Annotated in this window: 10 protein-coding genes and 1 pseudogene; 7 read left to right on the forward strand and 4 right to left on the reverse strand. The window is 70.6% G+C overall.

Going from position 1 to position 13,056, the window contains the following annotated elements; translation table 11 throughout:
* Positions 1–13: 13 nt before the first annotated feature.
* Entirely contained in the window at positions 14–1,315 is a 1,302-nt protein-coding gene (locus AB0B33_RS26145; protein WP_247020342.1) for an MFS transporter, read from the reverse strand.
* Between the two features lie 333 nt (positions 1,316–1,648).
* Between AB0B33_RS26145 and AB0B33_RS26150 the strand changes: the two genes are divergently transcribed.
* From AB0B33_RS26150 to AB0B33_RS26160, 3 genes are all read left to right on the forward strand, one after another.
* Positions 1,649–2,302, forward strand: coding sequence for a sigma-70 family RNA polymerase sigma factor (locus tag AB0B33_RS26150; protein ID WP_360776533.1), 654 nt, complete (start codon positions 1,649–1,651; stop codon positions 2,300–2,302).
* Positions 2,303–2,353: 51 nt separating this feature from the next.
* Complete coding sequence (rfbB, locus tag AB0B33_RS26155) at positions 2,354–3,349, forward strand: dTDP-glucose 4,6-dehydratase (RefSeq protein ID WP_247020337.1); 996 nt, start codon at positions 2,354–2,356, stop codon at positions 3,347–3,349.
* 87 nt (positions 3,350–3,436) lie between these two features.
* Positions 3,437–4,657 carry a class I SAM-dependent methyltransferase gene (locus AB0B33_RS26160; RefSeq protein ID WP_247020335.1) on the forward strand — a complete coding sequence of 407 codons (1,221 nt, stop codon included), beginning with the start codon at positions 3,437–3,439 and terminating at the stop codon, positions 4,655–4,657.
* A 154-nt stretch (positions 4,658–4,811) separates the two neighbouring features.
* On the opposite strand, the gene AB0B33_RS26165 is transcribed toward AB0B33_RS26160, so the two are convergent.
* Entirely contained in the window at positions 4,812–5,921 is a 1,110-nt protein-coding gene (locus tag AB0B33_RS26165) for an acyltransferase (protein WP_360776536.1), read from the reverse strand.
* Between the two features lie 254 nt (positions 5,922–6,175).
* Here AB0B33_RS26165 and AB0B33_RS26170 point away from each other — a divergent pair, with 254 nt between their 5' ends.
* From AB0B33_RS26170 to AB0B33_RS26180, 3 genes and pseudogenes are all read left to right on the forward strand, one after another.
* Positions 6,176–7,429 carry a cytochrome P450 gene (locus tag AB0B33_RS26170; RefSeq protein ID WP_360776538.1) on the forward strand — a complete coding sequence of 418 codons (1,254 nt, stop codon included), beginning with the start codon at positions 6,176–6,178 and terminating at the stop codon, positions 7,427–7,429.
* Positions 7,430–7,446: 17 nt separating this feature from the next.
* A pseudogene (locus AB0B33_RS26175) lies at positions 7,447–7,596 on the forward strand (hypothetical protein); the annotation flags it as partial.
* Positions 7,597–7,635: 39 nt separating this feature from the next.
* Positions 7,636–8,601 (forward strand): class I SAM-dependent methyltransferase, encoded by a 966-nt coding sequence (locus AB0B33_RS26180; protein ID WP_360776631.1) that lies wholly within the window; start codon positions 7,636–7,638, stop codon positions 8,599–8,601.
* A 4-nt stretch (positions 8,602–8,605) separates the two neighbouring features.
* Here the strand turns inward: AB0B33_RS26180 and AB0B33_RS26185 are convergent, their stop codons facing one another.
* Positions 8,606–10,192, reverse strand: a complete 1,587-nt coding sequence (locus AB0B33_RS26185) for an MFS transporter (protein ID WP_360776540.1) — start codon at positions 10,190–10,192, stop codon at positions 8,606–8,608.
* Positions 10,193–10,418: 226 nt separating this feature from the next.
* Here AB0B33_RS26185 and AB0B33_RS26190 point away from each other — a divergent pair, with 226 nt between their 5' ends.
* Positions 10,419–11,555 (forward strand): nucleotide disphospho-sugar-binding domain-containing protein, encoded by a 1,137-nt coding sequence (locus AB0B33_RS26190; protein ID WP_360776542.1) that lies wholly within the window; start codon positions 10,419–10,421, stop codon positions 11,553–11,555.
* Between the two features lie 73 nt (positions 11,556–11,628).
* Here the strand turns inward: AB0B33_RS26190 and AB0B33_RS26195 are convergent, their stop codons facing one another.
* Complete coding sequence (locus AB0B33_RS26195; protein ID WP_360776543.1) at positions 11,629–12,984, reverse strand: nucleotide disphospho-sugar-binding domain-containing protein; 1,356 nt, start codon at positions 12,982–12,984, stop codon at positions 11,629–11,631.
* Positions 12,985–13,056: the final 72 nt, after the last annotated feature.

Genomic DNA, 13,056 nt, shown 5'->3' on the forward strand with positions numbered 1-13,056 from the left:
TCCTTCCTCGCGGTCAGGCAGCTTCGTCGGCGCGTTCGGGGGTCCCGGCCTCGCCCGTGGGGGCGGCGGCCGGCGAAACCGCCGCGACCGGGCGGCTGCGGAGCAGCAGCAGGAAGGCGACGATCGGCAGGATCCCCATGATCTCGGCCATGATCGAGTACCCGCCGGCGCCGAGCAAGGCAGTGCCGCCGATGGTGCCGGTCGCCGAGACGCACCAGACGACGGCGTCGACCGCGCCGACGACCTGGCCCTGGCCGTTCGAGGACAGCGTCGTCGCGAGCGTGCGGCTGCCCGCCATGAACCCGAGGTTCCAGCCGTAGCCGAGCAGGAACAGCGAGATCGAGCCGAGCACCGTGTGCGACATCGTGGAGCCCGCGCCGATCGCGGCGGCGAGCACGAGCACCGCCAGGCCGGCGAACATCACCTTGCGCGCGCCGACCCGGTCGATCATCCAGCCGGTGAGCGGGGCGAAGACGAACATGCCGCCGGCGTGCGCGGCGAGCGCGGCGCCCACGACGACCAGGGTGCCGTCCTTGAGGATGATGTCCATCGGGGCCGCGGTCATGATCCCGACCATGATGAGCTGGCTGACGATCATGACCAGCAGCAGCATCCGCGCCGAGCTCGAGCGGAACACCGAGCCGAGCACGGCCAGCTGCGAGCCTTCCCCGCGCGGGGCCTTGTGCCGCGGCAGCGTGATGCCGCCGAGCCCGGCCACCGCGCTGACCACCGCGGCGAGCAGGAACGGCCCGGACAGCTCCGGCAGGCCGAACTTCCCCATCAGCGAGCTCATCGGGGCCAGCAGCAGCGGGCCGCCGACCGAGCCCACCGCACCGGCGGCGACGACCAGCCCGAGCGCGTACCCGCTGCGGTGCTTCGGGTAGAGCTCAGCGGCCGCGTACCGCGAGACGATCGAACCGCCGACGCCGAGGCCGAGCACGAACATCCCCGCGTCCAGCAGGGGAATGCTCTCGATCAGCGTCGCGGTGAAGCAGATCAGGCCCCCGAGCGTCCCGACGGCGAAGGCGACCATCAGGCTCGCCCGCCAGCCCAGCCACGACGTGGCCCGCACGAGCAGCAGTGCCCCGAGACCGGTGCCGAGGATGGTCAACGTCTGCGGGAACGCGCTCCACATGACACCGACGTACGGTTCGGCCCAGATGGTGCTCGTCGGCGCGACGGCGGCCATGGCGGCGTTCATCAGGGTGGCGGTGGTGAACAACGCCAACATCCCACGCCGCCGCGCGGACAGCTCGGCCCGGCTCGCCGTGTCGGCCGGCGGCGTCCCGGCGGCGGCTCCCAATCCTGGTGACACGACTTCCTCCCGGCCATCGGCGTCAACCACCTCATCGTGCGGGAGCTGATCGACCGGCACATCTCCCGCGTTGCCGAGCGGCAAAGGGCACTACGGGAGACGTGCCGGCGGGCCGAAGGGCACCCGCCGCTGATCAACGGGCCGGAACGGGCCTTCACCGCACGTGCCCGGGTGCGAACTGACCGCGACGGCCGGGACCGCGGACCGCACCCTGGGAGAAGAACCGCCGCGCCCGGTCCCCTCCCGCGCGCGAACGCGGACCGCAACCGAGGAGTAGGGCGCTGCCCACCGCGCTGCGAGCCTGGACCCGGGGATGCGAGGGGAGTACGACGAGTGGACGACAGACCGGGCCGGACCAGCGCCGTCGCCGTGAGCGACGAGCGGGCGTTCGGGAGGCTGCTCGAACGGCACCGGCACGAGCTGCGCGTCCACTGCCACCGGTTGCTCGGGTCCTACGACGAGGCCGAGGACATGGTGCAGGAGACCTTCCTCCGCGCGTGGCACAAGCGCGAGCAGTACGCCGGCCGCTCGACCTTCCGGGCCTGGCTGTACCGGATCGCCACCAACTGCTGCCTCGACCACCTCGCCCGGCAGCCGGACGCCGACGAGCTCGATGCCGGCGGCCCCGAGCCGAGCACGCCGGGTGCGGACGCCGCCGTGCTCGCCAGGGAGGTGCTCGAGCTGGCGTTCCTCACCGCACTGCAGCACCTGCCGCCCAAGCAGCGCGCGGTGCTCGTGCTGCGCGACGTGCTCGGGTGGTCGGCCAAGGAGTGCGCGGACGTGCTCGCGATCAGCGTCGCCTCGGCCAACAGCGCGCTGCAGCGGGCGCGGTCGACGATGAAGCGGCACCTGCCCGGCGCGCGCAGCGAACGGGTGCGGCCCTCCGGCGCCGAACGGGTCCGGCTCCGCCGGTACATGAGCGCGCTCGACCGGTCCGAAGTGGACGTCGTGATGGAACTGCTCGACCGCGACCGGCCGGCGGCCTGACGCGCAAGGGAAGAGACGCGCCGGCGGTCCGCGCCGTGGCACCGTGCCCGCATGCGGATGCTGGTCACGGGCGGAGCGGGGTTCATCGGCGCGAACTTCGTGCAGGACACGATCGAACGGCGGCCGGACGCGGAAGTGACCGTGCTGGACGCGCTCACCTACGCGGGCAACCGCGACAGCCTCGGGCCGGTCGCCGACCGGATCCGGTTCGTGCACGGCGACATCTGCGACGCGGGGCTCGTCGACCGGCTGGTGGCCGGGTCCGACACCGTCGTCCACTTCGCCGCCGAATCCCATGTGGACAATTCCCTGCACGATCCGTCGCCGTTCGTCCGGACGAACATCATGGGCACGTTCACCATTCTGGAAGCGGTCCGCAAGCACGGGCGGCGGCTGCACCACATCTCCACCGACGAGGTGTTCGGCGACCTGGCGCTCGACGCGGTCGAGCAGTTCACCGAGGAAACCGCCTACGACCCGTCTAGCCCGTACTCGGCGAGCAAGGCGAGCTCGGACATGCTCGTCCGCGCGTGGGTCCGCTCCTACGGCGTCGAGGCCACGCTTTCCAACTGCGCCAACAACTACGGCCCGTACCAGCACGTCGAGAAGCTGATCCCGCGCCAGGTGACCAACCTGCTCACCGGCGCCCGCCCGAAGCTGTACGGCGCCGGCGCCAACGTCCGGGAATGGACGCACGTCGCCGACCACAACGACGCCGTGCACCGGATCATCGACGGCGGCCGCACCGGCCACACCTACCTCATCGGTTCCGGGGACGAGCGCAGCAACAAGGAAATCGTGGAACTGATCCTCGAGCTTTCCGGGCTGCCCACGGACGCCTACGACCACGTCGAGGACCGGCCCGGCCACGACCTGCGCTATTCCAACGATTCCACCAAGGTGCGCACCGAACTCGGGTGGCGGCCGCGGTACGCGGATTTCCGCGCCGGACTGGCCGCGACCCTCGATTGGTACCGCGAAAACGAATGGTGGTGGAAACCGCAGAAAACGGACACCGAGGCGCGGTACGGCATTCTCGGGCGCTAGCGCGCAATCGCGGAGACGCCTGCGCGGAAGCGGCCGCCGTACGTTTGTCCACCGGAGCACCGTACGGCTAGCCCGAAGGAGTAGGTCGTGAGTAAAACGCTCTGCCAGACGTGTGGGGACGTGGAGGTCCGCAAGTTCCTCTCACTCGGCCAGCAGCCTTCGTTCCATTTCCCGGCGAACCGGGAAGAAGCGGAGAACGAACGCCTCTGGCCACTCGAACTGGGTTTCTGCGAACAGTGCAGCCTGGTGCAGGTCTTGGAGTCGGTCAGCGAGCGCATCCTGTTCTCGGGCGACTACCACCACCTCGCCGGCCTCACCGCCGGCTACCACGAGCACCTGCAGGGGCTCGCCGACACGCTCGCGGGCCTGTTCGACTCGACCGACGGCCGGTCCGTCGTCGAGTTCGGCAGCAACGACGGCAGCCTGCTGGACAAGCTGGCCGCGCGCTCGTTCGACGTCCTCGGCGTCGACCCGGTCGGCCAGGTGACCGCCGCCGGTTCCCAGGTGGTCAAGGACTACTTCAGCTCGACCGTCGGGGCCGACCTCGCCGCCACCCGCGGCAAGACCGACCTCGTCGTCGCGCTCAACGTGTTCGCGCACGTCACCAACCTGCACGACGTGCTGGACGGCGTGACCGCGCTCCTCAAGGACGACGGTCTGTTCGTCACCGAGTCGCACTACCTGGTGGACCTGCTGGAGACCCTCCAGTACGACTTCGCCTACCACGAGCACTCCCGGTACTACTCGGTGACCGCGCTGGACGAGGCGTTCCGCCGGCACGGCCTGGAGACGGTCAAGATCGAGCGGATCCCGACCCACGGCGGGTCGATCCGGGTCTACGCCGGCTTCGTCGGCGAGCACGAGGTCGACCAGTCGGTCGTCGAACTGCGCGAGCTCGAGGACTCCCTCAAGCTGCGCGACTCGATGATCTACACGCAGTTCGCCGAGCGCGTCGAACAGCACCGCGAGAAGCTCAACGAGCTGGTCCGGTTCCTGAAGAACACCGGCGCGCGCGTCGCGGCGGCGTCCGCGCCGGGCCGCGCGGTCACGATGCTGAACTACTGCGGCCTCGGCCCGGACGACATCGACGTCGTCTCCGAGATCAGCCCGCGCAAGATCGGCAAGCTGTTCCCCGGCACGCACATCCCCATCATCAGCCAGCAGGAGCTGGCCGGGGACAACCAGCCGGAGTACGCGCTGCTGATGTCGTGGCACATCGCCGACGAGGTCATCACCAACCTGCGCAACGAAGGCTTCCGGGGCACGCTCATCGAGCCGCTGCCGGAGCCGCGGATCCTCGAGCGCTGAGGCCGCACCCGCCGTACGGGCAGCCACCGGCCCCGTCCCTCTCCGGAGGGGCGGGGCCGGTGGCTTTCCCGCGTCCGCACGGACAGCGGCCGGGACACGGCGGCACGAAAGCGGCCCCGCCACCACGGGGGTGACGGGGCCGCTCGGGAAAGCGCTAGCTCGCGCGGGGTGCGGGGATCCGCGCCGGACGGGCCCGGCTGAACCGGCGCATCATCGGCGTCTCCACGAACCGGTAGAGCAGCCAGCCGACGAACAGCGTCACGACGAACAGGCCGATCAGCGTGAGGATGGCGAGCGGCGTGCTCAGCACGGCGTTGCCCATCAGGGACCGCAGGTAGAAGATCGTCACGCCCTGGGACAGGTAGAACCCGAAGGACACGTTGCCGAGCCAGACGGCGATCGGGCCGCGCAGCCGCGTGCGCGTGCCGTGCAGGTCCGCGTTGGCGAACGACGCCACCATCACCGCGATCGGGATCAGCGTCGCGAAGTTCAGCGAGAACTGGAACGGCACGAACATCGAAGCGACGTACCCGACGACCATGAACACGACCGACACGGCCGGCTTGATGCCGATCCACTTGCCGGCGAGCACGATCCGGGCCAGCACGGCGCCCAGCACGAACTCGAACAGCCTGCCGACCGGCAGGAAGTAGCCGAACCAGTACTGCAGCGGCGAAATCGGGATGTTCGGGTTGGCGCCGTCGCTCGGCACGACGAACGTCGCGATCAGCTGGTAGGCGAACAGCCCGGCGACCATGATCCCCGCCCACAGCCACAGTCGGCGGGTGCCCATCCGCAGGATCGGGCGGATGATCAGCGGGAACAGCATGTAGAACAGCAGCTCGCCGCCGAGCGACCACGACGGGGTGTCGACGCTCATCGCGATGCTGAAGTCCGGGAACCACGGGTGCACCAGGAACAGGTTGGGCAGCCACGCCTTCCAGCTGGTGTACGCGGCCGCGAACAGCACCATCGCCGCGACCCACATCGCCAGGTGGTTCGGGAACACCTTCACCAGGCGGCGGCGGATGAACGCCCGCGCGCGCTCGCCGGGCTTCACCGACCACGACAGCACGAACCCGCTGAGCACGAAGAAGAAGGACACGCCGACGAAGCCGCCGGTCCCGAAGATCGCGCCGTACCACTTCGCGACGTCCACGTCGGCGAACGGGTTGATCGGCCCGGTCGGCAGCGCCGGGTTCATCATGATCCCCGTGTGGAAGAGGAACACGACGAACGCGGCGTAGAACCGCAAGCCGGTCAACGAATCGAGTTTCCTCGGCGCCCCCAGGTGGTGGGGCTCGAGGGGTACTTCCACAGTTTGCGCCATGCCGGCTCCTGCTCTTGGGATCGCTCGAGGCAGCCGAAGCTGATATTCCGGTTTCACTCTTCAACTCGCCGTGCGGTGGCGGCGTCTCCCGGCGTGCCGCCCTCGCGCGCAACCTCGAAGGCGCGCTCGAGCACCGGTCTCTGCGATAGTCGGTCCTACACCGTACTTTGGGCGTGGAGGCCGGAAACATGACCACGATCGACCTTTCCGATTTCGAAGGCTTCTGGGCCAAGCCCCTCGATTTCCGGCACGCCGCGTTCGACGAGCTGCGGGCCCGGCCGGGGCTGCCGTTCTTCGAGGAGCCGGAGTTCGGCTCGCTGGCGCGCGGCCGCGGCTACTACGCGGTGACCAAGATGGACGACATCCTCTTCGCCAGCCGCAACCCGGGCACGTTCATCTCCGGCAAGGGCAACGCCACCCCGGTCGACATGCCGGCGGAGTTCCTCGACCAGTCGATGATCTCGATGGACGACCCCCGGCACGCCCGGTTGCGCCGCATCGTTTCCCGCGGCTTCACCAACAAGAAGATCAAGTCGCTGCACGACAACGTGGCCCAGGTGGCCAAGCAGATCGTCGACGAGGTGATCGACCGCGGCGAGTGCGACGCGGTCGAGGACATCGCCTCGAAGCTCCCGCTGCGCATCATCTGCGACATGATGGGCGTGCCGGAGGCCAACCAGCAGTTCGTCTTCGACCAGACGAACAAGATGATGGGCGTCCAGGACCCGGAGTACGTCCCCGAGGGCGAAGACGCGTTCGAGGCGCTGTTCAAGGCCGTGCAGGAGCTGACCAACCTGCTGCACGAGCTGGCCGCCAAGCGCGCCGAAAACCCCACCGACGACATGATTTCGCAGCTGATGACCGCCGAGGTCAACGGCGAGTCGCTGACGCCGAACGAGCTGGCCCAGTTCTTCATCCTGCTCACCGGCGCCGGCACCGAGACCACGCGCAACGCGATCACCTGGGGCATCCACCTGCTGACGCAGCACCCCGAGCAGCGCGAAGCCTGGCTGGCCGACCTCGACGGCGTGACGCCGACCGCGGTGGAGGAGATCGTCCGCTGGACGACGCCGGTCATCGCGCAGCGGCGCACGATCGCCGAGGACGCCGAGCCGGTCGAGCTCTCCGGTCAGCTGCTCGTCCCCGGCGACAAGGTGATGATGTACTACTGGGCCGCCAACCGGGACCCGAAGTACTTCACCGACCCCGCGGGCTTCGACGTGCGCCGCGACCCGAACCCGCAGATCGGCTACGGCGGCCCGGGCCCGCACTTCTGCCTCGGCGCGCACCTGGCCCGGCTGGAGATCGGCGTGATGTTCCGCGAGCTGCTGACCCGGCTCCCGGACCTGCACTCGACGGGCGAGCCGGCGCGGCTGACGTCGCCGATGATCAACGGCATCAAGCGCCTGCCGGTGGCCTTCACGCCGGGCGGTGCGCGGTAACCGTTTGTCGTACGTGCCCGGGCGTCGAGGTCCGTGAGTTCCTCGCGCTCGGGCCGCAGCCGGCCTGCTTGTTCCCCGCGGACGCGGCGGCCGAGCCCGCGTGGCCGCTCGACGTCGCTTTCTGCCCGCGCTGCGGCCTGGTCCAGATCGTGACGCCGGTGAGCGAACGCGTGCTGTTCTCCGGCGACTACCACCACCTCGACGGGGTGACCGGCAGCTACCGGCGGCACCTGCGCGACCTGGCGGCGGACCTCGCCACCGCGTACCCGCGCGCCTCGGTCGTCGAGATCGGCAGCAACCACGGGGTGCTGCTCACCGAACTGGCCGCCCGCGGGCTCGACGTGCTCGGCGTCGACCCGAACGGCTTCGGCGCGGCTCCGGTCATCCGGGAGTTCTTCGGCGCCGGGACCGCCCGGCGACTGTCCCCTGTGGACATCGTCGCCGCGGTGAACACGCTGGCCTACGTCGGGGACCCGGCCGACTTCCTGAGCGGGGTGCGCGCGATCCTGCGCGAGGACGGACTGTTCGTCTCGGAGTCGCACTACCTGCCGGATCTCCTCGAGACGCTGCAGTACGACTTCTTCTACCACGAGCACCCGCGGTACTACTCGCTGACGGCGCTCGAAGCGGCGTTCGCCCCGCACGGGCTCGAGGTCTTCCGCGTCGAGCGGATTCCCACGCGCGGCGGATCGCTCCGCGTCCACGCCGGCTTCGCGGGCAAGTACGCAGTGGACAGCTCGGTGGCCGCGTTGCGGGAGTTCGAGAAACCCCTGCGGCTGAACGAAGAAGCGGTCTACCGGAAGTTCGCCGCGCGCGTGGCCGACCACCGCGACCGCCTGCGTGGCCTGCTGGCCGAGGTGACGCGGGACGGTTCGCGCGTCGCGGCCGCGACGTCTCCGGCGCGGGCGACGACGTTGCTGACCTACTGCGGGCTGGGCCCGGCCGACCTCGAGTTCGTTTCGGAGGTCAACCCGCGCAAGATCGGCCGGCTCTCCCCCGGCGCGCACCTCCCCGTGGTGGCGCAGGATCGCTTGTGCGGCCCCGACCAGCCGGAGTACGCGCTGCTGCTGTCGTGGCACATCGCCGACGAGCTGATTTCCCTGCTGCGCGCCGACGGGTTCCGGGGGCGGTTCATCGTCCCGCTCCCGGAACCTCGCGTCGTCGACGGCTGAAGGACTACACGGTTTCGGCGGCCGGGACCTTCTCCGGCTCGGGAGCCGGGGCGGGTTCCTGGCCGCTCTTCGGCACGTGCCGGAACAGCAGCAGGGCCACCGTCGCGAGCACCACCATGAGCACCGCGCACACCACGGCCGCACCGGCGAACCCGCTGGTGAAGGCTTCGCGGATGGCGGTCAGCAGCTGCCCGGCGAGGTCACCGGGCAGCGTGCCGGCCGCGGCCGTGCCTTCGGCGATGCCCTCGCGGGCGGCCGCGGCGACGTCCGACGGCACGCCGGCCGGGACCTCGGCCACGCCGCGGTAGACGGCCGTGGCGACGGACCCGAACACGGCGATCCCGAACGCGACCCCGAGCTCGTTGCTCGTCTGCGAAATCGCGCCCGCCGCCCCGGCCTTCTCCGGCGGCGCCGAACCCATCACCAGGCCGATGCCCAGCACGAGCATCGGCGAGAGGCCGGCGGTCGCGAGGACCGTGCCGAGCACCGCGATGACCAGCCCGCCGCTCGCCGGCACCTGCGTGAGCAGCACGAACCCGACCAGGGACACCAGCATCCCGCCGGCGATGACGACGGCGGGGCGGAACCGCTGGGCCAGGCCCGGCGACACCATGTACCCGGCCACCATGCCGACGGTGTACGGGATCAGCCACAGGCCGGAGTTCAGCGGCGACAGGCCGAGCACCAGCTGCAGGTACTGGTTGAACAGCAGGATGATGCCGCTGATCGTGGAGCCGCCGAGCAGCATCATGCCCAGCGCGCCGCTGAAGGCCGGGCGGCCGAGCAGCCGCACGTCCAGGAGCGGGTCGGCGAGCCGGCGCTGCCGCCGGACGAACGCCACCCCGAAGAGCAGGCCCGCCGCGAGGACCACCAGCGACACCACGACCGAGCTGCCGCGCGCCAGTTCCTTGAGGCCGTAGACGACCGGCAGGATGGTGGCCATCGACAGCACGATGCTGACCAGGTCGAGCTTGAAGCCGCCGGCGCCGGCGGCCCGGTGCTCGGGCAGCAGGATCGGGGCGACGACCAGCAGCAGCCCCATCACCGGCAGGCCGAGCAGGAACACCGAACCCCACCAGAACGCCGACAGCATGACGCCGCCGACCAGCGGGCCGATCGCCATGCCGACCATGAAGAAGCTCGTCTGGACGCTGATCGCGACCGCCCGCTGCTTGGCGTTGCGGAACATCGTGGAGATCAGGCCCAGCATCGTGGGCATCAGCGTGGAGCCGGCGATGCCGAGCCCCGCGCGGGCGGCGATCAGCATCTCCGCGCTGGACGACCAGGCCGCCACCGCCGAGGCGACGCTGAACAGCGCGGCGCCGATCATCAGCAGTTTGCGGTGCCCGATGCGGTCACCGAGGTTGCCCATGGTGACCAGGAGCCCGGCGATGGTGAAGCCGTAGATGTCGACGATCCACAGCATCTGCGCGCTGCTGGGGTGCAGGTCCGCGGTGACGTGCGGGATCGCCAGGATGAGGACGCTCAGGTCGAGCGACAGCAGGAGGGTCGGGAGGATGAGGACGGCGAGGCCGATCCACTCCTTCTTGCCCGCCCGCTCGCCTGGGGGCGTCGAGCTGTTGGTGGTCATGATCCCCTTTGGATGATTTGTCTGAATCGTTTCAAGAGTCACCGGGCGTGACTCGTCCAACACTGATCGTCGGTCACTCTCGATGACGACCGCATCTTTCTGATTGCTCTGCGTCACGAACTCCGCAAGCAATCGACGAGACGCTGACGGCGCCGGGCGGCTGGGAACCTCGAAGGCAAGGACCGTCGCCCACCTGGGCGTTCGCCGACGCTGGGAGCACACGATCATGCGGATCCTCTTCGCCACGGTGCCCCTCTCGGGACACTTCTTCCCCCTCGTGCCGCTCGCGTGGGCCTACCGGGCCGCCGGCGCCGAGGTCGTGGTGACCACGTCGGCGGACTACCTGCCGACGGTGCTGCGCGCGGGCCTCCCGGCGACCCCGGCCGGGCCCGCGGCGGACTTCACCGGTCTCGCCGGGGACGGCTTCGACGACGCCGGCGAGCACCTGCTCGCCCACGGCCGGGTGTTCGCCCGCATCTCCGCCGCCAACCTGGTCGGCACGCTCCGGCTCGCCGAGAGCTGGCAGCCGGACCTGGTGGTGTTCGAACGCGCGGCCGCGGCCGGCGCGGTCACGGCGGCGGTGCACGGCGTCCCCGGCGTCGAGCTGCAGTGGGGCGTGCCGGCGCTGCGCGAGTACCGGGCCGCGGCGAACGAGGTGCTCGCCGGCGAGCTGTCCGCGCTGGGGCTGCCGGAACTGCCGCGCGCGGACCACGTCGTCGGCACCTGGCCGCCGAGCCTGCGCCACCTGCACGCGGCCGAGCACGCGAGCATGCGGCACGTGCCCTACAACGGCGACGCCCGGCTGCCGGGCTGGCTGGCGGTCCCGCCGCGCCGGCCGCGGGTGTGCCTGACGCTCGGCACCGTGCTCCCCGGGCTGGGCACGGCCGGGCTGTTCCTGGCCCTGCTCGAGGAGTTGTCCACATTGGACATCGAGCTGGTGGTGGCGGTGGCCGACGAGACGGCGGCGGAGTGGGGCACGCTGCCGTCCGCGGTGCTCCACGCGGGACGGCTCCCGCTGGCGCAGGTGCTGCGGACGTGCGACGCGGTGGTCCACCACGGCGGCAACGGGACGTCGCTGGCGGCGATCGAAGCGGGCGTGCCACAGCTGGTGCTGCCGCACTTCGACGACCAGATCGGGAACGCCGAAGCCGTGGTCCGTTCGGGCGCCGGGCTGCGGCTGGCGCCGGGGGAGATCACGCCCGAAGCCGTGGCGGCGGCGTGCCGGGAGCTGCTGGACGACTCGCGGTTCGCCGAAGTGGCGGCCGGGGTCGCCGCGGAAAACGCCGCCCAGCCGTCACCCGCCGAAGTCGTGCGGACGCTGACGCCCCTGGCACTGCAGCCGAAACTCCGCCGCGCCGGCTGAACCGCTCGCACGAAAAGGCCGCGGGCCGGGTGATCGCTCCCCCGGCCCGCGGCCTTTGCTCCCAGCTCCCGGCTCAGCCCTGGTGGTCGAGCGTGAGCTGCTCCAGGATCTTCACGTACTCAGCCGGGCCGGGGACCGAGTTGATCTCCTTCTGCAGCCGCTGGGCGTTCTCCTTGAAGGACTTCTCTTCCAGGACCCGGCGGATCTGCTCGCGCATCACCGAGGCGTCCGGCTCGGCCACGTTCAGCACCAGACCCGCGCCCTTCGCCAGGGTGAAGCGGGCCAGCGCCGGGCCGAGGCTGTAGCGCGAGCGGGCCAGGCGGGCCGCGCCGGACGGGTTCGCCCGGATGCTGTGGCCGACGAAGTCGACCAGCAGCTGCGGGACGCTGTTCAGGATCGCCGGCATGACCGTGCCGACGCCGCCGTGGTGGATGAGCAGCGAGCACGTCGGGACCAGCTGGTCCAGCGGGACGAACGGGAGGACGCGGACGTTCTCCGGGATCTGCTCGACCTTGGCCAGCTGCTGGTCGTCGAGCGTCGCGACGACCTCGACGTCCAGTTCGGACAGTGCGTTCAGCAGCACCGGGATGTGGTCCCAGCCGCCCTCCATGAACGCGCGCTCGGACAGGCCCAGCGACACCGCGACGCGGGGGCGCTCCGGCACCGGGTACAGCCAGTCCGGCATCGGCTGCTGGCTCGAGTACGACACCCAGCGCATCGGGACGACGTTCGCGGACACCTCGGGGCCGATCTCCGTCGGCTGCGAGTTGATCGTCCACTGGCCCCACAGCAGCTCGTCGTCGATCTCGACGCCGTAGCGCTCGGCCGCCGCGCGGACCGTCTCGACCGCCGGGTTCGGCAGCTCCGGCGCGCCCGGCTTGCTCGTGAGCTCCTTGAACTTGTCGATGCTGCGGCAGAAGACGTCGGGCGCGGTCCACCAGCGGGCGTGCGCCGCGCCGGCGACCTTGGCCGCCACCGCGGCGGCGGGCAGGCAGGCGTCCCAGATCACCAGGTCCGGCTTCCACGCCTTGGTGAACTCGACGAGGCCGTCGAGGAACGGCAGCGGCTCGTTCGGGTCGCCCTTCCACGGCGCGAAGTCCCACTGCGCGGGCAGGTAGTACTGGCTGTAGACGTCCCAGTGCTCGCGGTCCGGGTCGTCGGCGTCGAAGCCCAGTGCTTCGAGGGCCTCGGTGATCTCGGCCAGGTCCGCCCGCTCCTTCTCGTAGGCGCGGCCGGGGCCCATCGGGATCGGCATGCTGTCGATGTCGCAGACCGGGACCGGGGTGATGCCCATCGACGCGATCGTCTCCACCCCGCCCGGGTGCGTGGCGATCACGACTTCGTGCCCCGCGGACTTCAGCGCCCAGGCCAGCGGCGCCAGCGGGTAGGTGTGCGCCGGGGCCGGCCAGATGGCGAATTGCACACGCATTGTTTCGGCTCCTCCAGGACGTGTCGGCGGGAGACTTTCTTCAGCCGCCAAGGAAAAATCGTATGGGCGCGA

The organism is Amycolatopsis sp. NPDC049159, from assembly GCF_040648295.1.
In the GTDB taxonomy this organism is placed as follows: Bacteria; Actinomycetota; Actinomycetes; order Mycobacteriales; family Pseudonocardiaceae; genus Amycolatopsis; species Amycolatopsis pretoriensis_A.